Origin of the sequence: Saccharopolyspora sp. ASAGF58 (genome assembly GCF_012277335.1) — a bacterium.
GTDB classification, from domain to species: Bacteria; Actinomycetota; Actinomycetes; order Mycobacteriales; family Pseudonocardiaceae; genus Saccharopolyspora; species Saccharopolyspora hattusasensis.
On record NZ_CP040605.1, the window covers coordinates 3091595 to 3115410 of the forward strand.

26 protein-coding genes, 1 pseudogene and 1 riboswitch are annotated in these 23816 nt (G+C 70.1%); of the genes and pseudogenes, 14 read left to right on the plus strand and 13 right to left on the minus strand.

The annotated features are described in order from the left end of the window. Positions 1 to 116: 116 nt before the first annotated feature. Positions 117 to 401: a hypothetical protein gene (locus FDZ84_RS14600; protein WP_168586350.1), complete on the minus strand. Its 285-nt coding sequence runs from the start codon at positions 399 to 401 to the stop codon at positions 117 to 119. 26 nt (positions 402 to 427) lie between these two features. Here FDZ84_RS14600 and FDZ84_RS14605 point away from each other — a divergent pair, with 26 nt between their 5' ends. Continuing rightward, positions 428 to 880: an iron chaperone gene (locus tag FDZ84_RS14605; protein ID WP_168586351.1), complete on the plus strand. Its 453-nt coding sequence runs from the start codon at positions 428 to 430 to the stop codon at positions 878 to 880. A 212-nt stretch (positions 881 to 1092) separates the two neighbouring features. On the opposite strand, the gene FDZ84_RS14610 is transcribed toward FDZ84_RS14605, so the two are convergent. From FDZ84_RS14610 to moaA, 3 genes are all read right to left on the minus strand, one after another. Next, positions 1093 to 1731 carry a transglycosylase family protein gene (locus FDZ84_RS14610; protein ID WP_168586352.1) on the minus strand — a complete coding sequence of 213 codons (639 nt, stop codon included), beginning with the start codon at positions 1729 to 1731 and terminating at the stop codon, positions 1093 to 1095. A 2-nt stretch (positions 1732 to 1733) separates the two neighbouring features. Beyond that, positions 1734 to 1878: riboswitch (cyclic di-AMP (ydaO/yuaA leader) on the minus strand. A 583-nt stretch (positions 1879 to 2461) separates the two neighbouring features. After that, a complete protein-coding gene (locus FDZ84_RS14615) occupies positions 2462 to 2755 on the minus strand; it encodes a MoaD/ThiS family protein (protein ID WP_168586353.1) in 294 nt (97 codons plus the stop codon). Between the two features lie 4 nt (positions 2756 to 2759). Further along, on the minus strand, positions 2760 to 3818 hold the full coding sequence (gene moaA / locus FDZ84_RS14620; protein WP_210435564.1) for a GTP 3',8-cyclase MoaA: 1059 nt from the start codon (positions 3816 to 3818) through the stop codon (positions 2760 to 2762). A gap of 170 nt (positions 3819 to 3988) precedes the next feature. Between moaA and FDZ84_RS14625 the strand changes: the two genes are divergently transcribed. The 5 genes from FDZ84_RS14625 (at position 3989) to FDZ84_RS14645 (ending at position 7857) form a co-directional block, all read left to right on the plus strand. Continuing rightward, positions 3989 to 4390 (plus strand): molybdopterin-binding protein, encoded by a 402-nt coding sequence (locus FDZ84_RS14625; RefSeq protein ID WP_168586354.1) that lies wholly within the window; start codon positions 3989 to 3991, stop codon positions 4388 to 4390. Further along, positions 4387 to 5142: a molybdate ABC transporter substrate-binding protein gene (modA, locus tag FDZ84_RS14630; RefSeq protein WP_168586355.1), complete on the plus strand. Its 756-nt coding sequence runs from the start codon at positions 4387 to 4389 to the stop codon at positions 5140 to 5142. Before FDZ84_RS14625 ends, modA begins: the two co-directional genes overlap by 4 nt. A gap of 68 nt (positions 5143 to 5210) precedes the next feature. Then, positions 5211 to 5981, plus strand: a complete 771-nt coding sequence (locus tag FDZ84_RS14635; protein WP_210435702.1) for an ABC transporter permease — start codon at positions 5211 to 5213, stop codon at positions 5979 to 5981. Further along, the gene (locus FDZ84_RS14640) at positions 5978 to 7066 is read left to right on the plus strand and encodes a sulfate/molybdate ABC transporter ATP-binding protein (RefSeq protein WP_210435565.1); all 1089 of its coding nucleotides are present in this window, start codon (positions 5978 to 5980) and stop codon (positions 7064 to 7066) included. Before FDZ84_RS14635 ends, FDZ84_RS14640 begins: the two co-directional genes overlap by 4 nt. 26 nt (positions 7067 to 7092) lie before the next feature. Further along, positions 7093 to 7857, plus strand: a complete 765-nt coding sequence (locus FDZ84_RS14645; RefSeq protein WP_210435703.1) for an HAD-IIA family hydrolase — start codon at positions 7093 to 7095, stop codon at positions 7855 to 7857. A 211-nt stretch (positions 7858 to 8068) separates the two neighbouring features. On the opposite strand, the gene FDZ84_RS14650 is transcribed toward FDZ84_RS14645, so the two are convergent. From FDZ84_RS14650 to FDZ84_RS14660, 3 genes are all read right to left on the minus strand, one after another. Then, on the minus strand, positions 8069 to 8470 hold the full coding sequence (locus FDZ84_RS14650) for a YccF domain-containing protein (protein ID WP_010308641.1): 402 nt from the start codon (positions 8468 to 8470) through the stop codon (positions 8069 to 8071). 140 nt (positions 8471 to 8610) lie between these two features. Next, positions 8611 to 9399: a PhzF family phenazine biosynthesis protein gene (locus tag FDZ84_RS14655; RefSeq protein ID WP_168586358.1), complete on the minus strand. Its 789-nt coding sequence runs from the start codon at positions 9397 to 9399 to the stop codon at positions 8611 to 8613. A 78-nt stretch (positions 9400 to 9477) separates the two neighbouring features. Then, a complete protein-coding gene (locus FDZ84_RS14660; protein ID WP_168586359.1) occupies positions 9478 to 9615 on the minus strand; it encodes a hypothetical protein in 138 nt (45 codons plus the stop codon). 45 nt (positions 9616 to 9660) lie between these two features. Here FDZ84_RS14660 and FDZ84_RS14665 point away from each other — a divergent pair, with 45 nt between their 5' ends. Next, complete coding sequence (locus FDZ84_RS14665) at positions 9661 to 9882, plus strand: hypothetical protein (RefSeq protein WP_168586360.1); 222 nt, start codon at positions 9661 to 9663, stop codon at positions 9880 to 9882. A gap of 166 nt (positions 9883 to 10048) precedes the next feature. Here FDZ84_RS14665 and FDZ84_RS14670 read toward each other — a convergent pair whose 3' ends face one another. Then, positions 10049 to 11023, minus strand: a complete 975-nt coding sequence (locus FDZ84_RS14670; RefSeq protein ID WP_168586361.1) for a R2-like ligand-binding oxidase — start codon at positions 11021 to 11023, stop codon at positions 10049 to 10051. A gap of 122 nt (positions 11024 to 11145) precedes the next feature. On the opposite strand from FDZ84_RS14670, the gene FDZ84_RS14675 reads away from it, so the two are divergent. Further along, positions 11146 to 11766: an HAD family hydrolase gene (locus FDZ84_RS14675; RefSeq protein WP_246869017.1), complete on the plus strand. Its 621-nt coding sequence runs from the start codon at positions 11146 to 11148 to the stop codon at positions 11764 to 11766. Positions 11767 to 11901: 135 nt separating this feature from the next. Here FDZ84_RS14675 and FDZ84_RS14680 read toward each other — a convergent pair whose 3' ends face one another. After that, on the minus strand, positions 11902 to 12108 hold the full coding sequence (locus FDZ84_RS14680) for a hypothetical protein (protein WP_168584096.1): 207 nt from the start codon (positions 12106 to 12108) through the stop codon (positions 11902 to 11904). 242 nt (positions 12109 to 12350) lie between these two features. Between FDZ84_RS14680 and FDZ84_RS40360 the strand changes: the two genes are divergently transcribed. The 4 genes and pseudogenes from FDZ84_RS40360 to FDZ84_RS14700 form a co-directional block, all read left to right on the plus strand. Beyond that, positions 12351 to 12743 (plus strand): cold-shock protein, encoded by a 393-nt coding sequence (locus FDZ84_RS40360; protein ID WP_168586362.1) that lies wholly within the window; start codon positions 12351 to 12353, stop codon positions 12741 to 12743. Positions 12744 to 13049: 306 nt separating this feature from the next. Further along, a complete protein-coding gene (locus FDZ84_RS14690) occupies positions 13050 to 14570 on the plus strand; it encodes a DDE-type integrase/transposase/recombinase (RefSeq protein WP_168586363.1) in 1521 nt (506 codons plus the stop codon). Next, positions 14567 to 15382 carry an IS21-like element helper ATPase IstB gene (gene istB, locus FDZ84_RS14695; RefSeq protein ID WP_246869018.1) on the plus strand — a complete coding sequence of 272 codons (816 nt, stop codon included), beginning with the start codon at positions 14567 to 14569 and terminating at the stop codon, positions 15380 to 15382. Before FDZ84_RS14690 ends, istB begins: the two co-directional genes overlap by 4 nt. Positions 15383 to 15481: 99 nt before the next feature. After that, positions 15482 to 15665: pseudogene (locus FDZ84_RS14700) on the plus strand (response regulator transcription factor); the annotation flags it as partial. 9 nt (positions 15666 to 15674) lie between these two features. Here FDZ84_RS14700 and FDZ84_RS14705 read toward each other — a convergent pair. The 4 genes from FDZ84_RS14705 to FDZ84_RS14720 form a co-directional block, all read right to left on the minus strand. Then, complete coding sequence (locus tag FDZ84_RS14705; protein WP_168586364.1) at positions 15675 to 16151, minus strand: DUF2771 family protein; 477 nt, start codon at positions 16149 to 16151, stop codon at positions 15675 to 15677. A 9-nt stretch (positions 16152 to 16160) separates the two neighbouring features. Beyond that, positions 16161 to 17876 (minus strand): MFS transporter, encoded by a 1716-nt coding sequence (locus tag FDZ84_RS14710; protein WP_168586365.1) that lies wholly within the window; start codon positions 17874 to 17876, stop codon positions 16161 to 16163. Positions 17877 to 18306: 430 nt separating this feature from the next. Next, positions 18307 to 19056 (minus strand): hypothetical protein, encoded by a 750-nt coding sequence (locus FDZ84_RS14715; RefSeq protein WP_168586366.1) that lies wholly within the window; start codon positions 19054 to 19056, stop codon positions 18307 to 18309. Between the two features lie 19 nt (positions 19057 to 19075). Further along, on the minus strand, positions 19076 to 19894 hold the full coding sequence (locus FDZ84_RS14720; RefSeq protein ID WP_168590071.1) for a glutaminyl-peptide cyclotransferase: 819 nt from the start codon (positions 19892 to 19894) through the stop codon (positions 19076 to 19078). Between FDZ84_RS14720 and FDZ84_RS14725 the strand changes: the two genes are divergently transcribed. Both FDZ84_RS14725 and FDZ84_RS14730 read left to right on the plus strand, forming a co-directional pair. Next, positions 19823 to 20836, plus strand: a complete 1014-nt coding sequence (locus FDZ84_RS14725) for a DUF3027 domain-containing protein (protein ID WP_246869020.1) — start codon at positions 19823 to 19825, stop codon at positions 20834 to 20836. The two genes, FDZ84_RS14720 and FDZ84_RS14725, sit on opposite strands and share 72 nt — an antisense overlap. After that, the gene (locus FDZ84_RS14730) at positions 20833 to 23811 is read left to right on the plus strand and encodes a sacsin N-terminal ATP-binding-like domain-containing protein (RefSeq protein WP_168586367.1); all 2979 of its coding nucleotides are present in this window, start codon (positions 20833 to 20835) and stop codon (positions 23809 to 23811) included. Before FDZ84_RS14725 ends, FDZ84_RS14730 begins: the two co-directional genes overlap by 4 nt. Positions 23812 to 23816 lie beyond the last annotated feature (5 nt).

The window sequence follows — 23816 nt, forward strand, 5'->3', positions numbered from 1 at the left end:
AAACCAACGCGTCCATCAAGCGAGCCAGCGGACCAAGCGCTGCGAGGCGCTCGAGCGCGGACTGCTCGGCGAGCCGTGCGGTGCGCCAAGACCGATCAGGAATCAAGAAGCGCCGGTCACCGGGCCGCACCTACCGTTCCTGCCATGACCTCCATCGACACGATCACCTCCGAGGTGGCCGGCCCTGCGGCCGCCGAATGCTCCCGCAGAACCACCTCAGTGGAAGCCCTGGCCTGATGTGCCACTACCGCCCGCCGGAAGTGGTCGCCGCGCTCGCCCGGGACAGCGCCGTGTGCCCAGCCGAAGCGCCCGCCGGTCGGCGACCTGACGTTGACGGCACCACCTTTCCACCTGCCGAAGAACACCTGGTCAGCACGAGAAGCCGGGTTGAGGTCCCGCACACCACGATCCTCGAGGGGAATCCGCTATGAGCCGTACCAAGACCACCGCCTACGAAGGATTCACGGCCGAGGAGCGGGCCGCGATGAAGGAGCACGCCCAAGAGGTGAAGAAGGAAGCGCGCCGCAGTTCGCGCGCGGACAAAGCGGCAGAGGCGGTGCGGGACGTGGTCGCGAAGATCGCCGAGATGCCCGACTCCGACCGGGTCATGGCCGAGCGCGTGCACGCCATCGTCACGGCCAACGCTCCGATGCTCGCGCCGAAGCTCTGGTACGGGATGCCCGCCTACGCGTTGGACGGCAAAGTCGTCTGCTTCTTTCAGGGCGCGGACAAGTTCAAGGCGCGTTACGCGACGCTCGGGTTCAACGACCAGGCGAAGCTGGACGAGGGCGCGATGTGGGCGACGAGCTTCGCCCTGATCGAGGTGACGCCCGAGGTGGAGGCGCGCATCGGCGCCCTCGTGCGGCAGGCGGTGAGCTGAGCCGAGCCCACTGAACGGTCCCTAGGATTCCCGGGGGACAGGCGGGGTCTGATGTTCCGCCGCCCGCATCGCGGACGAGCGAGGAACCCCGGGAATGCCGGAACCCCCGCCGCCGGGGGTTTGCGGTGGGGGTTCCGAGAGGCGCGGAGCACGTGCCGTGTCGGGGGGTACGACACGTACTCCTCGCCGACCGGACCGGCCGGTCGACCAGATCATTTGATGTCGAGCCGCTGACCGGGGAAGATCAGGTCCGGGTCGCTGATGATGCTCGAGTTGCGCTGGGCGATTTCCTGGAAGGCGACGCCGAACTTCTCGCCGATCTCGCTCAGGGTGTCGCCGATCTGGACCGTGTAGTCCGCGCCGCTGGTCTTAACCGCCGGCTTGGGCGTGGTCGTCTGAGGCTTGACCTTGGTCTCGGTCTGCTTCGGCGCGGTGGTCTTGGCGGGCGTGGTGGTCTTGACGCTGACCTGGGTACCGCCGGTGGTCCAGTTGAGCTTGGCGGTGCAGCCGGGCCACGCGTTGGGGCCCTGCGCGGCGAGGACCTTCTCGGCGACGGCGATCTGCTGCTCGCGGGTCGCCTGGTGGGCGCTGCCGGCGTACTGTGTGCCGCCGAAGGCCACCCAGGTCGACGAGCTGAACTGGAGCCCGCCGTAGTAGCCGTTGCCGGTGTTGATGCTCCAGTTGCCGCTGCTCTCGCACTGGGCAAGCTTGTCCCAGTTCGGGGCGTACGCCGCGTTGGCGGGGGCTGCGATCGCGATCGGGGTGGCGACCACAGCGCCGGCGACGGCGACGCGCGCGATGGTGCGGCTGGTATTGGAAGGCCTGCGGTGCTTGCCTTGGTAGCGAGCCATGTTTCCTCTCTCCTGCCGCGCCTGCGAGGTGAGCTGTCGGGTTCGGGCTGAGAGGCAGCCCGGCCGGTTCGGGGAACCGGCTTCACCCCTAGGGCTTCGGGGAGCCCGGGTGTTGGGTCCCCCGCCCCTGTCCGGTGTTCTTCGTTTCGGGGTCTGGAAGCCCGCCGGACAGGGCTCGGCGCTGCGGGCTTCCGCTCCTTGCTGATCGGTTCGGGGCCGACCGAGGAGCGACACTACGTAACCAACGCGGAGATCGGAAACCTGAGATCATGTGACGCTGATCACAGTAACAGCGGGGGTAGGTGCTTCGATCCGGGGTATTTGTGCTGATCAGGACGTTGTTATCAAGTCGTTTCCGGGCCGATATCGATCACCGACAGTGAGTCATGGGTCACCTCGTTACTTCCTCCGAGCAACGCTCGTCGCGGTGGTTCACCGCGCCGTCGACTCCTCTTCACTCTCGCCCGGGCGTGCCGGGACACCGCCGAGACGATCACGAAGAGGGTTCGCATCAGTGCGCAGAGTAGCGATCTATGTCGCTATATCAGGGGCCGTTAAGGCTGCCGAAGGACGCGGCTCGCGAATCAAGATCGACATGGTCTGGAGCGATATCAAAATGTCACCCGAGTGAGCGTGTACGACACGCCGGCGCATGTTGTATTCGCGTGCGCGCGCACGCCCGCGCGCGCAGTAATTCAGCGTCGGTCCGGAAGGGCCAAGAGGGTGCGGTTCAGCCGCCCGCGAACGGCGGGAGGACGTCCAGCGTCGCGTCGTCGGAGACCTCGACGGTGCGGTCCCGGACGGCGACGCCGTCGAGCAGGAAGCTGCACGCCGGCAGCACCTTCGACAGCTTCTCGTCGTGCAGGTTCAGCGCGGCGGCGATGACGTCCGCAGCGGTCACCGCGGCACCGTCCGGCCGCGCGACGCGCACCGTCTCCTCCTGGACTCCGGCGGCCGCGCGGGCGCCCGCGAAGTACCTCACCTGCACCGCGACGATCCTGGCCTGGTCCGGCAGCGCCGTCATCCGCTCAACCCCCGATAGCGCTCATCGGCCGGGCCGGCTGGGCGAACTCGCCCGAGTCCATGCCGTGCCCCGCGGCTTTCGCCCACATCGTCTCCTGCCACAACCGGATCAGTTCGGTGTCGTCCGCCCCGGCGCGCATCGGCCCGCGCAGGTCCGTCTCGGTCGTCGAGAACAGGCACGAGCGCAACTGGCCGTCGGCGGTCAGCCGGGTGCGGTCGCACGCCGAGCAGAACGGCCTGGTCACCGAGGCGATCACGCCGACCGTGGCTGGCCCGCCGTCGACCAGCCAGCGCTCAGCGGGGGCGGAGCCCCGCTCGGCGACGTCCGGGGTGAGGTCGAACTCGGCGCTGAGCCGGTCCAGGATCTCCTCGGCGGTGATCATCTGCTCGCGGTCCCAGTCGTGCTGGGCGTCCAGCGGCATCTGCTCGATGAACCGCAGCTGGTAGCCGCGCTCGATGCAGAACCGCAGCAGGTCGCAGGTCTCGTGGTCGTTGATCCCGCGCATCAGCACCGCGTTGACCTTGACCGGTTCCAGCCGCATCGTCTTCGCCGCCGCGAGCCCGGCGAGCACGTCGTCGAGGCGGTCGCGGCGGGCGAGTCGCTTGAACACGTCGCGGTCGAGGGTGTCCAGCGAGACGTTGACCCGGTTCAGCCCGGCGCGCACCAGCGGTTCGGCGTAGCCGCCGAGGTTGATCCCGTTGGTGGTCAGCGATGTTGTCGGGTGGCCGGGCAGGGCAGCGGTCGCCGCGATGATGTCCACCAGGTCCTGCCGCAGCAGCGGTTCGCCACCGGTGAAGCGCACCGTATTGACGCCGAGTTCCTCGACGGCGATGCGGATCAGCCGGTTCATCTCGTCGGTGTCGAGCAACTCCGCGCGCTTCAACCACGGCAGGCCCTCGGCGGGCATGCAGTAGGTGCAGCGCAGGTTGCACTTGTCGATCAGGGAGACGCGCAAATCGGTGGCCACGCGACCGAACCGGTCCACCAGTTGCGGCGTGTCCGGACGTGCGGACGTATCGGTCGTGCGGCGCACGAGCGGGATTCCCAGGTCCACCGCGGTCACACCACGACCCTAGCGCGTAGCGGCGGGGTATTTCGATCGCGCGAGCGGTTTTGTGCGGACCCGCCTGGGAGTTCGACGGGGGCGCAGGAAGGCACAAACCCGTTGCGGGATCCTGATCGGCGGGCATATTCCCTGGTTTTTCCCGCATCTGCGGAAGTATTGTTCCGGCTGTGCCGCACTATCGGATTTCAGAGGCCGCCGGGCTGCTCGGTGTCAGCGACGACACGGTGCGCCGGTGGATCGAGGGCGGGCAGCTGCCCTCGGATCGGGACTCCGCCGGTCGGCGCACCGTCGACGGCGCCGCGCTCGCCGAGTTCGCCCGAGCCCAGGCGCGCTCGACGCCGGATCCCTCCGGCATCGGCCGGTCGGCGCGGAACCGGTTCGTCGGGCTGGTCACCGAGGTGGTCTCGGACCGGGTCATGTCACAGGTGGAGATCCAGTGCGGCCCGCACCGGATCGTCTCGCTGATGAGCACCGAGGCGGTGCACGAGCTCGGGCTGGTGCCCGGGGCGCTGGCGGTTGCCGTGGTCAAGTCGACCAACGTCGTGGTGGAAACACCGGGAGAGGGATGATGGCGAAGCTCAGGATGATCGTCGGTGCGCTGGTTGCGCTCGTGCTGCTGGCCGGGTGCGGGCAGGCCGGGCAGCAGTCCCAGCCGCAGCGCACGGTGACAGTGCTCGCGGCGGCGTCCCTCACCGAGTCCTTCGACGATCTCGGCACGCGGTTCACGCGGCAGCACCCCGACGTGCGGGTGCAGTTCGACTACCAGGGCTCGTCGACGCTGGCCGAGCAGATCAAGCAGGGCCGCGCCGCGGACGTCTTCGCCTCGGCGGACACGAAGAACATGGACAAGGTGCGCGACCTGGTCGGCCAGCCGGAGACGTTCGCGACGAACCAGCTGACGATCGTGGTCCCGCCGGGCAACCCGGCCCACATCGCCTCGCTCGCCGATCTCGCCGCGCCCGGCCGGACCGTCGTGGTCTGCGCGCCGCAGGTGCCGTGCGGCTCGGCCACGCAGAAGGTGGCGCAGGCTTCCGGCGTGCAGCTGACGCCGGCCAGCGAGGAGAACGACGTGAAGTCGGTGCTGCAGAAGGTCGTTGCGGGGGAGGCGGATGCCGGGCTCGTGTACGTCACCGACGCGAAGGCGGCCGGGGCCCAGGTGCAGGCGGTTGACTTCCCGGAGACGCAGCAGGCGGTCAACACCTATCCGATCGCGACGATCGGGGCCGCGCCGGAGAAGCAGCTGGCCGCGGAGTTCATGGCGTTCGTGCGAGGTCCGGTCGGCCGCGAGGTCCTCGGTCAGCACGGTTTCGGCACCCCGTGACCAGGCGATCACCGCAATTTCAATGGAAATCGGACCTTCGATTTCCATTGAAATTGCGGACGACCCAGGTGCCGGTGGTGCTTTGGGTGCCCGCGGCGCTCGCGCTGGCGCTCGTGGTCCTGCCGGTCCTGGGGCTGCTGACCCGCGTCGACCCGGCACGCCTGCCGGCGCTGCTGCTCAGCCCCGCCGCGCTCGACGCCCTGTGGCTGTCGGTGATCACCGGGCTGATCTCGACCGGGCTGTCCCTCGTGCTGGGCGGACCGCTGGCGCTGGTGCTGGCGCGGTCCCGGATGCGCGGACTGCGCATGGTGCGAGCTTTCGTGCTGCTACCGCTGGTGCTTCCACCGGTCGTCGGCGGCCTCGCGCTGCTTTACCTGCTGGGGCGCACCGGCCCGCTCGGGCAGCTGCTCGAAACCGTGGGCATTCGCCTGCCGTACACGACGGCGGCCGTGGTGCTGGCGCAGACGTTCGTCGCGATGCCTTTCCTCGTGATCGGCCTGGAAGGCGCGCTGCGGACCGCGGGCGGGCGCTACGAACAGGTCGCCGCGACGCTCGGCGCCGGGCCCTGGTTGACGTTCCGGCGGGTCACCGTGCCGCTGCTGTTGCCCGCGCTCGGGTCGAGCTTGGTGCTGACCTTCGCGCGGGCGTTGGGGGAGTTCGGCGCGACGATCACCTTCGCAGGTAGTTTGCAGGGCACCACCCGGACCCTGCCGCTGGCCATCTACAACACGGCCCAGTCCGATGTGGACGCTGCGGTGGCAATGTCGTTGCTGCTGGTGGTGGTCGCGCTGCTGGTCATCGTGGTGGCCCGGCCCAAGGCGGTGGAAGGACGGCTGTGAGCGGATTGCGGGCCGACATCGAGTTCCGGCGCGCCGGTTTCACGCTGCGCGCGAAGTTCGAGGTGGCGCCGGGCGAGGTCCTCGCCGTGCTCGGGCCGAACGGGGCGGGCAAGTCCACGCTGCTGTCCGTGCTGGCAGGGCAGCTGGTGCCGAATCGCGGGCGGGTCGAACTGGACGGCGCGTCGTGGCTGGACACCGAGCGCGGGATCAACGTGCCGACGCACCGCCGTGGCGTCGGGCTGCTCGCGCAGAACGCCCTGCTGTTCCCGAACCTGACGGCCCTGGAGAACGTCGCCTTCGGCCCGCGCGCGGCCGGCGTCCGCAAGGCGGAGGCCCGGGAACTCGCCGGTCGCTGGCTGTCCGGAGTGGACGTTTCGGGACTGGCTGCGCGCAAGCCCGGGCAGCTGTCGGGCGGTCAGGCGCAGCGCGTGGCGCTGGCCCGGGCGCTGGCGGCCAACCCGCAGCTGCTGCTGCTCGACGAGCCGCTGGCGGCGCTCGACGTCGACGCGGCCCCAGCCATGCGCGGGCTGCTGCACCAAGTGCTGCGCCGGCAGGAGAAACCGACCGTGTTGGTCACCCACGACGTGCTGGACGCGGTCGTGCTGGCCGACCGGCTGCTTGTGCTGCTCGACGGCTGCATCGTCGAGCAGGGCCCGACCCGCGAGGTGCTGGCCCGGCCGAAGGAGGCCTTCACGGCGCGGGTGGCCGGGCTCAACCTGGTGCCCGGGGTGGCCGCGGCGGACGGTATCGCGTTCGGGGACGGCGCGATCAGCGGCCGGATCGTCGAGGAGCTGGAGCAGGGCGAATCCGCCGCTGCGGTGTTCTCGCCGTCGGCCGTCGCGGTGCACCGCGAGCGGCCCCACGGCAGCCCGCGCAACGCGATCCCGGTGCGGTTGGCGGCGCTCGAACCGCGCGGCGACGTCGTGCGGGTGCGCGGCGTGGCGCGGAACTGCTCGCTGGCCGCCGACGTGACCCCAGCGGCCGTCGCCGATCTGCGGCTCATTCCGGACGACGAGGTCTGGTTTGTGGTGAAGGCCGCCGAAGTAGCCATCCACCCCACCTCCGGTGGATCATCGGGGGCGTGACTGAGCCATCCCCCTGGACGTACCTGATGGACATGGACGGCGTGCTCGTGCACGAGGAGCACATGGTGCCGGGCGCGGACGCCTTCCTGGCGGCCCTGCACAACAACGACATCCCGTTCATGGTCTTCACCAACAACTCGATCTACACCCCGCGTGACCTGCGCGCCCGCCTGCAGCGCACCGGGCTCGACGTCCCCGAGGGTGCGATCTGGACCTCCGCGCTGGCGACCGCGCAGTTCCTGGAGAAGCAGCGGCCCGGCGGCTCGGCCTACGTGGTCGGCGAGTCGGGGCTGACCACGGCGCTGCACAACATCGGCTACGTGCTGACCGACCGCGATCCGGACTACGTCATCCTCGGCGAGACCCGCACCTACAGCTTCGAGGCGATCACCAAGGCGATCCGGCTGGTCGAGGCGGGTTCGCGGTTCATCGCCACCAACCCCGACGAGAAGGGGCCGAGCCGGGAGGGCACGCTGCCCGCCACCGGCGCCGTCGCCGCGCTGATCGAGCGGGTGACCGGCCGCGCGCCCTACTACGTGGGCAAGCCGAACCCGCTGATGATGCGGTCCGCGCTCCGCCACCTGGGCGTGCATTCGGAGAACACCCTGATGATCGGGGACCGGATGGACACCGACGTCCGCTCTGGGCTGGAGTCGGGTCTGCAGACGATCCTGGTGCTGTCCGGGATCTCCACCGAGAACACCGCGGAGCTGTTTCCGTACCGGCCGACGAAGGTGGTCAACTCGATTGCCGACCTCACCGGCCACGTCCTCGACCCGTTCAAGGCCTGAGGCGGCGGGCACCCGTGGCCGGGCGGGCGCGGGTGCCCGGTGCTTTCAGGACGGTGAAGCGGGTTTCGGCAGGTCGATCGCGCTGGTGACCTGGTTCGGGTCCTCGGCCAGGCGTTCGGCGGCGTCGCGCACGGGCTCCGCGCGGCGGCTCGGTGAGCCGGAACAGCGGCGCTGCGATCCGGTGGTCGGTGGTACGCCGGTGCTCCGGAGGTCACCGGACGCGCATGAACGCGTACGGATCGTCGGCGTCGACGATGCGCTTGCCCAGCGGCATCAGCGAGACGGGTACGAGCTTGAAGTTCGCGATGCCCAGCGGGATGCCGATGATCGTGACGCAGAGGGCGAGGCCGGTGAAGATGTGCCCGAGCGCCAGCCACCAGCCGGCCAGCACCAGCCAGATGATGTTGCCGATGGCGGCGAACGCGCCCGAGGCCGGCTCGTCCACCAGCCGCCGGCCGAACGGCCACAGCGCGAAGTTGGCCATCCGGAAGGACGCGATGGCGAACGGGATGCCGATGATCGTGATCGCCAGCAGGACTCCGGCGAACGCGTAGCCCACCGCCATCCAGAACCCGCACAGCACCAACCAGATGATGTTCAGCAACAACCGCATGCCTATACGGTGCCAGCCCGGCGCCCGCCCCGCCGACCCCGCTACCCGCACCGCCACGCAGGACGAGTTTGGAAACAGCTCCGATAGGCAACCCAACGTGCTCATGGGTCCTGACCAGGTGGAACGGTGTGGTTCAGGCTTCAGGCGAGGAGTTCGCCGCGGAGGACCGTGACGGCCCGGCCGCGGAGCCCGACGCGGTGCCCGCGCAGGGCCATCTGGACGATGCCGCCGCGCCGGGACGCCTGCTCGCCGACGAACATCGTGTCGTGCTCGTCGCGCCCGAGCTGCACCGCCCACCAGTTCGCCAGCAGGCAGTGCGCCGAACCGGTCACCGGGTCCTCCGGGATGCCGACCTGCGGGGCGAACACGCGGCTGACGAAGTCGATGCCGGGCCGGTCGGCGGGCGCGGTGACGATCACCCCGCCCGACGGGATTTCCGCCAACGCCTCGAAATCCGGCCGCACCGCCCGGACTTCGGCGGCGGACGCGGCGAGCGCGAGCACCTTGGTCTCGCCCTGCGCGGCCTCTTCGATGGTGATGCCGGGCAGCCCAGCGGCCAGCGCCCCGGGCGGCTCCACCGGCTCGGCGCGGTCGACGGGGAAGTCCATCTCGATCCAGCCGTCGGCCTGCGCGGTGCAGGTGAGCACCCCGCTGCGGGTGTCGAAGCGCTGGTCGCCGCCGAGCACGTGCGCGGTGGCGAGGGTGGCGTGCCCGCACAGCGGTACCTCGGCGGTGGGGGTGAACCAGCGCAGTGGTTTCGGCTCGTCGCCCGGGCCGCCGACCACGACGAACGCGGTCTCGGAGTGCTGCAGCTCGGCGGCGACCGATCGCATCCACTCGACCTCGGCAGGGGCGTCCAACAGCACGACCCCGGCGGGGTTTCCGGAGAACGCGCTGCCGGTGAAGGAGTCCACGACGAAGGCACGCACCCCCTGAACCCTATGCAACCGCAGGCGGCGTCGTCATCTCGCTTGCCCGGCCAAGGGAATCCCGACGGCGGGTCACCGCTAATCGTGGGTGAGCTTCGGCAGTAGCAGTAGCAGTAGCAGTAGCAGTAGCAGTAGCAGTAGCAGTAGCAGTAGCGGCGGCAGCAGCGGCGGCGTCGGTGGCGTGCGGGCGAACAGCTTCGTGCCCGATGTGTCCATCGTGGCAAGCTGGACGCAGTCGAAGGCGAGCTGGCCGACCCGCAGGTGGTCGGAGCACCCGGCGGTTGCTGCCGAACTCGGCGATGTCCTGATCTGCCACACCCTCGCCTGGCCGTCTGGATCCGCACGCGGTTCCTGCTAGCCGACGAGGCCGCCACCGCGAGCTCCTACCGGCACGCCGTGACCCAGGCGGCCGCTGACATCGCCGCCGAGATCGAGGCCGAAGCCGCTCGGACGCTGACCCGCCTCAACTCCCTCGGGCGCTGACCCGCCTCAACTCCCTCGGGCGCTGACCCGCCTCAACTCCTGAGCAGCTGCCGGGAAGTTGCAGGTTAAGGGTGCCTTCCGCCGGGCGAACCGGCCGCGCGGATTGGGGTTCACGCGACACTCGGCCGCTTGGCGCATAAGCGAGAAGTTGCGCTGCAGTCCGGGATCAGCCCTTGGCGTCGAGCTTGGCGAGTTCGGCGGCGTCTTCGGCGCCGAACTGGTCCTCCAGCTGCTCCGGGGAGGCGTCGACATCGATCTGGGCCAGCGGCACGCCGCGGGCGCTGGAGATCGCGCCGAGGCGGCGGGTCGCGCGGTCCGAGGCGTAGGCCGTGAGTTCATCCATGTCCAGCTCGAAGGGCAGCACCTCGGGCGCGTCCTCCGGCTTCCACTGGACCTGGGCGATAGCGTGCGGCAGCAGCCGGGCCATCTGGTCCTGCACGACGTCCCAGTTGCGCTCGTCGGCGGCGACGTGGCGGCGGCAGGTGAACGTGCCCCACGCCATGTGGCGGCGCTCGTCGTCGCCGATGCGCCGGATGACCTCCTGCATGCCGGGCAGGATGCGGCGGCTGACGCAGATCTTGTGCCAGGCGTAGTAGCCGGTCAGGGCCAGCGTGCCCTCCACGATGTGGTTGTAGGTGACCGACGCGCGCACCTGGTTCTCCGGGCTGGGGTCGTCGTGCAGCGCATGCAGCGACTCGGGCAGCGCACGGTAGAAGATCTCGCGGTAGCCGGGGTTCTCCTCGACGAGCCCGTGCAGGTCTTCGGTGAGTCCGATGGCGTCCAGCCACAGCCGGAACACCTGGGTGTGCTTGGCCTCTTCGAACACGAACTGCGTCAGGTACATCTCGTCGCCGAACCGACCCTCGGCGGCCATCGCGGCCACGAACGGCTGGAGGTCTTGGGTCACGGCCTCTTCGCCGGCGATGAACTGGGCGCAGAGGCTGGCCACGCTGCGTTGCTCGGCCTCGTTGAGCCGCTGCCAGTCCTCGGTGTCCTTGCTGAAGCCGATGTCGGCGGGGTTCCAGAACTTGGCGTTGCCCTTGTTGAAGAGGCGCAGCGGCAGCGAGTCCCAGTTCAGGCCGCTGGCCCGCAGGGAGTGGAAGCCTGCGCGATGGGCGGGGTGCGCGGTGGTGCTCGTCATTTGAACGACTCCAGCTCGCCGGAATGTGAGAAATATTACGACATGATTTTCGGTACTGCACAGTTCTGAATCAAGGTTTTGGGGGTCGGGCGGCGAGTCCGCTCGCACGTAGGGTGAGGCGCGTGGCAGAACAGCGCAGCGCCCTGACCGTCGGTTTCGACCTGGACATGACCCTGATCGACCCGCGCCCCGGCATGGTGCGCGCCATCGAAGCACTGAACGCGGAGTTCGCGTTGTCGCTGGACGGCGAGGCCTTCGCCGCGCACCTGGGGCCGCCGCTGGCCGACACGATGCGCGGATACGGCTTCGACGAGCCGATGGTTGAGCGGCTGGTGAACCACTTCCGCGAGATCTACCCGTCAGTGGTGGTCGGGGCGACCGAGCCGATGCCGGGCGCCGCGCTGGCGCTGGACGCGGTCCGCGAAGCCGGCGGGCGCACGCTGGTGATCACCGGGAAGTTCGAGCCGAACGCGGCCCTGCACCTCAAGGCGTTCGGCTGGGACGTCGACCTGCTCGCCGGCGACGTCTTCGCCGCGGCGAAGGGCGAGGTGCTGCGCGAGGAGGGCGCGACGATCTACGTCGGCGACCACCTCGGCGACATCGTCGGCGCGAAGACCGCGGGAGCGGTCGCCGTCGGCGTGGCCACCGGCCCCTACGGCGTCGACGAGCTGGTGGAAGCCGGTGCCGACGTCGCGCTGCGCGACCTCACGGAGTTCCCGGAGTGGCTCGCGCAGCACGCCTGATCGTGCTGGGGCGCCTGGCGGAGTACGGCGGCGATTTCGCGCGAAATCGCCGCTCCCCACGCGTGCCAGGTGGCGATTTCGCGCGAAATCGCCGACGCGGAACCCCTGTGTCGGGCGTGGTCCCGCTTGGCGGATTCAGCGCCTGCGGTTGCGGAAGATGGTTGCGACCACGCCGAAGATCAGGCCCGCCGGGCACAGCAGGGTGGCGAGGTTCAGCCAGATCGGCAGGTTCTGGTAGCCGGCGGCGGCCAGCCCGAAGATCATGACGATCGCCAGCAGGCCCAGCCCGAACAGGGCCATCGATACCGGGAGCACTGCGGACCTGGACGTTGCACTAGCCATGCTGAGCAGGGTATTCACGGACTGAGCCCGGTGCCGCAGCGGGCCTTGGTCAATAAGGCCGGGTGTTGTCGGATGGTTACGCGGTACGCTAGTCGTGACGCGTCCCGGCGCGCCCAACTGCGTGGCGTATTCGGGGCGCTTTCGTCGTGCCGGGGTCGTTCGGCCCCACTCGGCGGAGAAGACAAGGACGACCGAGGACCCGGAGACCGGGCCAGCGCATTCGACAGGGAACGGTGAGGACAGTGCCTACCGGCAGGGTCAAGTGGTTCGACGCGGAAAAAGGCTTCGGCTTCCTGACCCAGGACGGTGGGGAGGACGTTTATGTGCGATCCTCCGCGCTGCCGTCCGGCGTGGATGCACTCAAAAACGGCCAGCGCGTCGACTTCGACATGGCGCAGGGGCGCCGCGGTCCGCAGGCGCTCAAGGTTAAGCTGCTGGACCCGCTGCCGTCGGTGGCGGAGGCGCACCGCCGCTCCGCCGACGAACTGCACGGCATGGTCGAGGACATGATCAAGCTCCTGGAGCTGAAGATCCAGCCCGACCTGCGCCGCGGTCGCTACCCGGACCGCAAAATGGCCAAGCGCATCGGCGAGGTCGTGCGCGCGGTCGCCCGCGAGCTCGATCCGGGTAACTGACGAACGTCGCGGAGGCCGGGCGCATCGCGGTGCGCCCGGCTTCTTTATGCCTCGCGGCAGGGGCGGTGTGGTCGGTCGGCAGATCCGGCGAGGGCGCCCGGATTCCCAGATTCACCTGCGCGACAGCCAAGACCATCGCGCTCGCGGTGGCGCTCGGGATCTCGCTCGGCCCGGCCAATGCGCACGACGCGCCCGAGCCGACCGCGCCCGCCATCGACGAGTACCTGACCAACGCGCTGGAATCCACCGGCGTACCCGGATTCTCGGTCGTGGTCACCAAGGGCGACGGGGTCGTGCCGACGCTATGTGGAGGCCGCCCAAGAGGCGGGGCTGACCCGCGATGGCGGGGACGACCAGTTGACCGACGGGCTACTCGGCGAGGTGGTCGAGCGGGTCCGTCCGGTCCGCCCCAGCGGGCGCGGGGGCTCCTGGCAGGCTCTGGAGGCCCAGCGCGAACAGATCACCGAGTGGGTCGCCGCCGGGCTGTCGGTGGTCAAGGTCGGGGTGAAGCTGGAGCGGATCGGCGTGGTGGTGCCGTATCGGACGCTGCACCGGTTCTGCGTTGAGCGTTGCGGATTCGGCCGCACGGCAACGACAACGCGACTGGCCGATGGTGAGCCCGGCGCTGAGCTGCAGATCGACTTCGCCCGTATGGGGCTGGTCAACGACGCGGCGCGGGGCCGTCGTCGGGTCTGCCACGCACTGATCCTCACCGCCGTGTTCTCCCGGCACATGTTCGTGTGGTTGACCTTCTCCCAGACACTGGACGCGGTGATCTCGGGCTGTGAGGCCGCGTGGGCCTACTTCGGCGGGGTGTTCAAGGTCGTCATCCCGGACAACATGGCCGCGATCGTCGCCGACGCCGACCCGGTCAATCCGCGCTTCACCGCTGGGTGGCTGGACTACGCCCAGCATTGCGGCTTCGGAACAGACGCCACCCGTGTTCGCCATCCTCGTGACAAGCCGAGGGTCGAGCGGATGGTTCAGTACGTGCGCGGGAATTTCTTTGCGGGAGAGTCGTTTCTGGACCTGGCCGACGCCCAAACCCGCGCTCGATCGTGGTGTTCGACCACGGCCGGGCAACGCATGCACGGCACCATCCAGGCCCGCCCGCTGGAAGTGTTCACCGAGGCTGAGGCGCCGGCATTGCTCGCGTTGCCCGACAAGGCCTACGACGTCCCGATCTTCACGAAAGTCAAAGTGCACAAGGACTTCCACGTCGAGATAGCCAAGGCTCTCTACTCCGCCCCGTCGCAACTGGTGGGGCAGCGGCTGGAGGTGCGCGCGGACTCCGTGCTGGTCAAGCTGTTCCACCACGGCCGGCTGGTGAAAGTCCATCCTCGGCAGCGGCCCGGTGGGCGGTGGACCGATCCGGCCGACCTGCCCTCGCAGACCTCCGGCTACGCGATGCGCGATCTCGACTCGCTGGTGCGCGCCGCCCGCCGCCACGGCCACCACGTCGGCATCTACGCCGAACGGCTACTGCGGGTCGATCTGCCGTGGACCAGGATGCGGCAGGCCTACCGGTTGTTGGGCCTGGTGCGCCGCTACGGGCCCGGCCCGGTCGAGACGGCCTGCGCCAAGGCCCTGGAGGTTGACGTGGTGTCGGTGTCCAAGATCGCCTCGATGCTGGAAAAGGCCATCGAGACCACCCCGACGCTCAGTCCGCGCCAGGCGGCCGGAGGCCCGACCCGGTTCGCCCGTGACCCGTCCGAGTTCTCCAACCGGCGGCTGATCGTGCTGCGCGGCGGCCAGGACCCCGATCTCCCCGGCGTCGCCGGGGGTTGTGAACACGACAGCAGCGAACAGGACGGAGAACCCCAGTGACCACACCAAAAACCAACGGAAGGGCCACCTCCAAGGCGGCCCCGGCCGCGCCGGCGGTGATCGGCCCGGAACTCAAGCAGGCCCTGCGGACCCTCAAGCTCGGCCGGATGCTCGACACCCTTCCCGACCGGCTTTCCCTGGCCCGCCAACAACAATTCACCCACGTTGACTTCCTCGAACTCGTCCTGGCCGACGAGGTGGCACGGCGAGAGAACACCTCCGCCGGGCTGCGCGCCCGCGCCGCCGGTTTGGACCCGTCGATGCGCCTGGACACCTGGGAGGAGACCGGGGCGGTCCGCTACGACCGGCAGCTGTGGAACGAGCTGGTCAGCCTGCGGTTCCTCGACGGCCCGCACGGCGCCCTGGTCCTGGGAGCGGTGGGCGTTGGAAAGACGCACCTGGCCACCGCGCTCGGGCATATCGCCGTCCGCCGGCGCCGCTCGGTGCACATGGCGCGGGCGGACAAGCTGTTCAAGCGGCTCAAGGCCGCCCGACTGGACAACTCCCTGGACGCCGAGATCCGCAAGCTGGCCGCCGTTGAGCTGCTGATCATCGACGACTTCGCCCTCAAACGACTGGACGCTACCGAGACCACCGACTTCTACGAGCTCTGCGTCGAGCGCCACCAGAAGGCATCGACGGTGATCACCAGCAACCGGGACGCCAGCGAGTGGCTGGCCATGATGGATGACCCCCTGCTGGCGCAGTCCGCGGTCGACCGGCTGACCTCCACCTGCCACGAACTCGTCGTCGAAGGCGAGTCCTACCGGCAGCGCCAACGCCCCCGGGCCAGCGGCGGCGACCACGCCTGAGTTGACGATCAGGGCATCGACACCGATGCTCGATGACAGCCACGGGTGGTCCCTTGCTCTTGGCAACTCGGTGGTCCCATCACGTCGGCAAGCGACATGCGGGAACGCGAGGTGCCGGCGCTGGTCGGCGCGGGACTGTCCCATCAGGACGTCGCGCAGCGGCTGTTCCTGGCCGAAGGCAGCGTCAAGGCGCACGTCCGGACGATCCTGCAGCAGCCTGTCCGCGAACAACCGCGTCCAGGCCGCGATCACCGCCTACGAGGCCGGGCTGGTCGGCGGCTGAAGCCGGCCGTCACTCGTGGACGTTCAGGATCCAGGTGCCGCCGATGCCGAAGTCGACACCGCCGTCCGTGCCCTGGGTCAGCACCGCCGAGAACTGCTGGACCTCCACGTGCTCCAACCGGGTGCCGTCCGGCGGCACCTGCAGCGTGTAGGCGTGGCGCTCGTTGGGGCGGAAGACGGCGCTGCGGCCGTCCAGTTCCTGGCCGTTCGTGCCGCGGTAGATGAACACCACCTGCCACGGCGTGGCGGCGACCTCGCCGGGCACCGAGATCTGCAGCGGATCGTTGTCCGGCACGCGCAGGTCGCCGACGGTGTTCTCCGACGGCGTCTTGCAGTTCTGCCCCGTCGCGTCGCAGAGCTGGGCGGGGTTGACGGCCACCGAGTTCCCGTGCGAGTAGAAGGTGACCTGCGGTTCGCTGGGTGCGGCACAACCGGCGACGAGCGCGATGCCCGCCGCCGCCAGCAGCGGCTTCAGTCCACGATGCACGGTTCGAGCCTACGACTTGGCCCCTGGTCGTTCGGTGGCCGGTGCGGCCCGGCGGCGGATGCGGGGCAGCAGCGTGCCGCCGCGCCCGGCGACGATCGTCTGCGCCAGCATCAGCGCCAGCACGGCGGAGACGACGACGAACCCGATCCAGTAGTCCGGTGGCAGCAGGACGCCCAGCGCGCCGCCGAAGACCCAGCTGAGCTGCAAGATCGTCTCAGACCGGCCGAACGCCGAGGCCCGCGAGGCCTCTGGCATGTCGTGCTGAATCACCGCGTCCAGGCAGACCTTGGCCAGCGCGCTCACCGTCGCACCCACCAGGCCGACCACCACCGCGAGCGGCAGCCCGGCCAGCACGGCCGCGCACACGGCGACGGCCAGCGCGCTGCCCAGGCAGGCGATGATCACCCGGTCCGGCTTGCCGAAGTGCATCTTCGAACCCAGCCCGTTGCCGAGGAAGCTGCCGACCCCGGCCGCGCCGCCGACCAGGCCAAACAGCACGAGCTGCATGAACGGCTCGTGCTGGGTGCTCTGCTTGATCACGAACGCGGCGAACAGCGTCAGGAACCCGGTCAGCACCCGGATGCCGCCGTTGCCCCACAGCGCCACGACCACGTGCCCGCTCACCGGGACCTTCTTGGTCTGCTCCGGGTGCGCGCCGATCGACGTCGGGACCTCGCCTTCGGTGCTCTCCACCCAGCCGGGAATCCGCAGGCACAGCCACACGCCGCCGACGGCCATCGCGGCCATGAACCACAGCGCGCCCTCGGAACCCAGCATCCAGGCGAAGCCGGAGGCGATCGCGCCGAAGATCCCGCCCGCGGCCATGCCGAACGCGGTCAGCCGGGAGTTGGCCTTGGTCAGCGTGATCTGCGACGGCAGCACCCGCGGCGTCATCGCAGCCTTGAGCACGCCAAAGGACTTCGACAGCACCATGCAGCCCAGCGCCGCCGGGTACAGCAACCAGCTGTTGAAGTTCAGCGCCATCACGGCCGCGAGCAGCACCCGGACCGCGAACGACGCGGCGAGCGCGATGCGGCGGCCCTGCTGCAGCCGGTCCAGTGCCGGGCCGAACACTGGGGCGATCACCGCGAACGGAGCGACCGTGATCAGCAGGTAGAGCGCGACCTTGTCCTTGCTCTCGCCGGTGGCGGCGGAGAAGAAAAGCGTGTTGGCCAGCGCGACCGCCATCGCGGCGTCCACCGCGTAGTTGCCCATCACGGCGTAGGTGAACTTCGCGAGCCCGGACCGGTCGGCGCCGTCGGCGTGCGCGAGCGAGAAGAACATCCGCATCGCGCGTTGCGTCAGGTCCCGGCTGCGCCAAGCGGCAACACGGGTGACGGTCAGCTTCTGGGGCGGCGCGGTGCCGCGGGGTTTCTCCGGTTCGGGCTGTTCGGGGTCTTCCGCGCGGCCGGAGCGGTCTCCGGGCAGCGGCGGCAACCGCCGAGCACTGCTGCGCGGACGCTCGTAATCCGGATCCTCTTCCCACGGATACCGCCGATCGGACCGCTCGTCCCCCCGCGAACTCGCGCCGGAACCCCGCCGCTCGCCCCGGTCGGGCTCGCCCCTGCTCGACGCCTCGAACCGGTGCTCGGCGCGCTGCGCCGAGCCGTGCTCGGCCTCCCGGCCGCCTTCGGTATACCAACCGCGCTTGCGGCGCTGCCCGGCACCCCAGCCCGATCGGCCGCGCGAGGCGTCCGACCGCTGGTCATGGCGTCGCAAACCCATACCGTTCATCCTGCCTCACCCGCCTCCGACCGATCGGGTCTCCGCCGGATTTCGGCGGTCCCACGGTTAAAGAGGAAGGAACCCGCCCGCCAGATACACCCGGACACCATCGAGCGACATCAACACCCCGAAACCACCCCCGACCGGGTGGTCCAAAGCAACCCCGGAGCCCCGTGAGTATTTTTCGGGGTCATAGCACCCAAAAACGCTCACGGCCAGTGACCCGCAGATACAGCCTCGACGCCGTGCACTGGCGCAATTTCCATTGAACCGGACCTTTGACCTTCGATTTCAATGGAAATTGCGGCCACACAGCGGGACCCAGGTTCCTTCGCGGCAACCAAACTAACCCGAAATGACGCATCTTTACCCAGCACCGCGAATAGTTGCGCCCCCAAAAAAGCGCACGGGCACCTGAGCAGGCAGAACCTCAGGCCGGGGTCAGACGCCAGTAGCCGTAGGGGTTGAAGAAGATGTCCTCGTCGTCGTAGCGGTCGCACGCGTGCTGGTGTAGCAGCCAGCGCGGCGCGTCCTCGGCGAGCCGGAACCCCTCGCCGTCCTGGATCGCCGCCGCCCGCGTCTCGGTCAGCAGGTACCCCGCGAGGCCGTCGATCAGCTCCACCCACTCGCCGAGCCGGCTCTCGTCGAGCAGCCCCTCGGTCTCCAACTCCACGTCGGGGACCCCGAGCAGGTGCATGCCGCAGCTGTGCAGCACCTCGCCGCTGTGGATCGGCCGCTTCACCCAGGCCCGGCGGAGCGCGTCGGGCTGGGCGGCAGCTTCGGCCAGCGCCAGCCACGTCTCCCGACCGTGTGCGAGACCGCTGCTCTCGCTCTTGATGGCGGTAGCGCCCCAGCGCTCGAACAGCTCCGCGACCACCGCCAGCATCCGCTCGGAGATGTAGGGGGCGTGCTCCTGCCCGCCCTTCGCGAGCACGTAGGCGACCGAATCGTGCTCGGCGACCGCGTCCCAGTCGGCGTCGGTGAAGGTCAACCACGCCAGGCAGGCCTCGAACGCGTCAAGCATCCGCGGGTCGTGCTCCTGCATCGAGAACTCCCGGTCCAGCGAGAACTGCGGTCCGCCCACGGCGCCGACGACTCGCTCGATCGCGTCGAAATCCATGCCGGTACCGAGCACGCAGAGCACGTGCAGCGGCTCCACCAAGTCCTCTTGATCATCCATGCGCCGACCGTACTAATGATCACGTTGGTATGAAGCGAACTCGGAAAATCGACGGCCAGTACTTCCCGGTCAGCAGGAACTCGTCGGTGCCGGGCACGGCGGCGATGCCGTTGAGCACGTCGGTGCCCGCCCGCTGCCGGGGGCTCAGCAGCCCGGACGCGTCCACCACGGCGGTCACCTGCCCGTTCAACGGGTCGATGTGCAGGATCTCGTCGCTGCCCCACACGTTCGCCCAGACCTGCCCACCGACGCACTCCAGCTCGTTCAGCTCGTCGGCCGCGGACCCTCCGAGCCGCACGCCGACCCCGCCGATCGGCGCGAAGGTCACCGGGTCCCGGAAGGTCAACCGGTCGCTGCCGTCGCTCATCACCAGCCGCGCCCCGTCGAAGCACAGGCCCCAGCCCTCACCGGAGTACTCCACGCGGCGCAGCTCCGCCAGCGACTCCCGATCCCGCTCCAGCGCAACCCCTTCCTGCCAGGTGAGCTGCCAGATACGGTCACCGGTGACGGTGATGCCCTCACCGAAGAGGTCGGCCGGGAGCCGGGTCTCGCGGCGTACTTCGCCGGTGGCGAGGTCGGTGGCGCGCAGCAGCGACTCGCCGTGGAGGCCGGTCCCTTCGTAGAGGGTGCCGGCGACGAGTTCGAGGCCCTGAGTGAATGAGGAGTGGTCGTGCGGGAGCACGGAGATCACCTCCGCTCGAAGGTGTGGCAGGCTTCCCGAGTGCCCAACGCCCTGATCGGTTTGCTCGCGGTTGTCCTGGCCGTCGTGCTGCGCTGGTACCTGCGGTGCGCACGCCAGCAACCCCAGCCCGATGGTGAGCACCCAGCCGCACAGCACACGACGGGTCAGGAGGAGTCGCACCCCGAAAGCCTGACACGGCCGACGGCGGCGACGACCACGTACGGCACAATCGAGCATGTGACGCCTATGCCTGCTCCGATGACCAGCCCAGGCGCGGGTGCCCCGTTCGAGGATGCCGGGCCGCCTGCGCCCGTGCCGCCGAACCCGGAGCTCGCCGCCGCGGAGGACGTCGCCCGAGCTGCGGCGGAGGACGAGGCGCGGCCCGGGGACGACCCGATCGGTTCGCCGGTGCTGACCCTGGACACCGAGGTCTCCGCCCCGGTCGGGGCGCACGTCGGTGTCGAGCCGGAGGGCCCGCACGCGGTCACGCACTACTTCGAGTCGTACTACCCGGGCTACGTCGGGTGGCGCTGGGCGGTCACGGTCGCCAGCGTCGGACCAGGCGAACCGGTGACGGTCAGCGAAGTCGTGCTGCTGCCGGGTCCGGACGCGTTGACCGCGCCGGACTGGGTGCCGTGGAACCAGCGGGTGCGCCCGGGTGACCTCGGCGCGGGTGACCTGCTGCCGACCACCGCGGACGACCCGCGCCTGGCGCCCGGCTACCTGGCCAGCGACGACCCGGCGGTGGAGGAGGTCGTCCACGAGGTGGGCCTCGGCCGCAAGCGGGTGCTAAGCCTGGAGGGGCGGCTCGAGGCCGCCGACCGCTGGCACAACGGCGACTTCGGGCCGCGCTCCGAGATCGCCCGGTCCGCCCCGGGGGCCTGCGGTACCTGCGGTTTCTTCCTGAAGCTGGCGGGTTCGATGGGCGGTGCGTTCGGCGTCTGCGCCAACGAGCTCGCGCCCGCGGACGGCCGCGTGGTCAGCGTCGAGTTTGGTTGCGGCGCGCATTCCGAGGTCGAGGTGGACGCCTCGTCGACGGTTCCGGTGGCCGAGGTCGTCTACGACGACGCCACCCTGGACTTCGAGCCGCGCGGGTGAGCAGAGCGGACCCGTTCGGCGCGGCCGAGCTCCGGCAGGCCGTGCTGCAGTCCTGGGAGGCTTCGCCGACCAGGTTCCGCGAGGACGCCAACGCCGAGGAAGACCTCCGGCTCGGCGGTTACCGCGACCGGCTGCTGGTCGAGTTGGCCCAGAACGCGGCGGACGCGGCGGGCACCAGCGGTGTGCTGCGGGTCGAGTTCGTCGGCCGCGAGCTGCGGGTGGCCAATACGGGTGCGCCGCTGACCGTGGATGGCGTGGCGGGTCTGGCTTCGCTGCGCGCGTCGGCCAAGCGCGAGGGCGTGTCGGTCGGCCGGTTCGGCGTCGGGTTCGCCGCGGTGCTGGCGGTGTCCGACGAGCCGCGGATCGTGTCGACGTCCGGTGGTGTGGCGTTTTCCGCGGAGCGGACCAGGGAAGCGGTGGCGGAGCTGTCGGGCCGGGCCGAGGAGTTGGCGGCGCGCGAGGGCGTGGTGCCGATCCTGCGGCTGCCGTGGGCGGTCGCCGACGAGCCGCCGACGGGTTTCGACACCGAGGTGCGGCTGCCGCTGCGTCCCGAGGTGGACGCGGAGGCGCTGCTGGCGGCGTTGACCGACCAGGCCCCTGATCTGCTGATCTCGTTGCCCGGGTTGACCGAGATCCGGATCGGCGAGAAGACCTGGCGGCGCGACGACGAGGCCGATGACCGGTTCGTCGTGCGCGGCCCGGTGCGCAGCGATCGGTGGCTCGTGCACCGCGCAGCGGGCACGTTGAGCGAGGTGGCGCTGGCCGGTCTGGGCGTCGAGGCCCGGCATGCCACGCAGTGGCACGTGACCTGGGCGGTTCCGCTGGACGAGTACGGCATGCCGATCCCGCTGGCCGAGGACGTGCTGCACGCCCCGACCCCGACGGAAGAGCGGCTGTCGCTGCCCGCGCGGCTGCTGGCGAGCGTGCCGGTGGAGCCGGACCGCCGCCGGGTTGCGGCGTCGGCCGCCACGGACTCGGTGCTGACGTTCGCCGCCGAGTGCTATCCCACGCTGGTCGGCAAGATTGCCGCGGAGCACCGCACGGCGCTGGTGCCGCTGCCCGGCTTCCCGCTGTCCGATGTGGACGACAAGCTGCGACAGGGCGTGAACGACCGGCTGCGCGTCGCGGCGTGGCTGCCTGCCGCCAACGGGAAACTGTTGGCGCCGCTGGAATCCCGGGTCCTCGAATACGTCTCGCCGGAGCTCGTGGAGCTGCTGAAGGACGTGGTTCCCGGCCTGCTCACGGCGGATCTGGCCGATGCCCACCACCGCAGGTCGCTGCATGTGCTGGAGGTCCGGCGGCTCGCCGCGGCGGAGATCGTCGAAGCGGTCACGGGTCTGCAGCGCCCGCCGCACTGGTGGTACCGCCTCTACGACGCGCTGACCCCGATCGAAGGCGCGGATCCTGTGGCGCGCGAGGAGTTCTCCGCGCTGCCGGTGCCGCTGGCGGACGGTCGCACGGTCACCGGTGTGCGGGATGTCCTGCTGAGTCACCGGGATGCGGACCCAGACCCGGCGGCGCTCCTGTCCACACTGGACATTTCGGGTCTGCGCATCGCGCACCCCGAAGCGACGCACCCGCTGCTGGAGAAGCTCGGCGCGCACCCGGCCGGCCCGGCGGAGCTGCTCGACGCCCCGTCGCTGGAGGAGGCGGTGCGCAGCAGCGTCTCCGACGCGCGGTCCGGGGCGGACGTGCAGCCCTTGGCGGAGGCGGTGTTGCGGCTGGTCGCGAGCGCGCAGCCGCGCCACTGGCTGGGCGCGTTGGCGCTGCCCGACGCGGACGGTGACTTCCGCCGGGCGGACGAGCTCATGCTGCCCGATGCGGCGCTGCTGGACGTCCTCGACCCCGAGTACATCGGCGAGGACGCGCCGCTGGCGGTGCTGGACGAGGACTTCGCGGCCGACCGGCCGGCGGACCTGCTGCGGTCCATCGGCGTGCTGGACGGCTTCGCGGTGCACGTCGAGGAAGACCCGGTCGAAGCCGACGACGACTTCCCCGACTCGCACCACTGGTGGGCGGAGCAGGAAGCCGCGCAGCCCGAGAACTGGCCGCCCGCCAGGTTCATGGGCATCCGCGACCTCGACCTGGTCGCCGACGACGCCTGGCCGGCGGCGATCCGGCTGCTGGTGCGGAACCCGGACACGCTGCGGGCCCTGCGCGAACCGAACAGCTACTCGGCCTGGTGGATCGCGCGCTACGCGCTGATCGAAGGACACCCGCCCAAGCACTGGCGCCTTGCCGGGGCCGAAGAACTCGCGGGCCTGTACGACGCGGTGCCCGATGTCGGGCTCGACGACGAGCACCTGCGGATCGCGGGTGTGCGCGGCGAACTCGTCATCGAGGACGCCGATGATGCCGAAGACCTGCTGGAACGGCTCGGTGACCCGGACCGCGCGGTGCGCGCCGGAACGGCGTTGCGGGCGCACCAAGCGCTAACGGACGCGGTTGCGGGTGGCGTCGTGGATCCGGGCGAGTTCGACCCGCCGGAGATGGTGCGTTCGGTGTCGGGTGCGGTGGTCAGCACGGGGCGAGCGGTGGTGCTCGACGAGCCGTGGATGCTCGGCGTGCTGGAAGCGCCGCTGGTGATCGCGGGCGGCAGCCCGGACCAGTTCGACGCGGAGGCGCTGGCGGAACTCCTGGACCTGCCGCTGGCGTCCGAGGAGAACACGATGCAGGTGGTGGGTCCGGGCCGCCTCCAGCGCTGGCCGGAGGTGGCGCGAGTCCCGGCGGCCTGCGAACTCCTCGGAATCACGGTGCCAACGGGCGAGGTGACCCTCCACGACGTGCTGAAGGTCCGGTCCTCGGCCGGAGAGCAGCGCGTCCACTGGTGGGTCGAGAGCACGGGAAAGGTCCACGCGGAGCGAACCCCGGACGGCCTGGCCCGAGCCCTGGCCTGGGCATCGGGAGCCTGGCACGAGAGGTTCGCCCTGACGGCCCTGCTAGCCGACCCGGAAGCGGCAACCCTCCTGCGCTGAGCGGC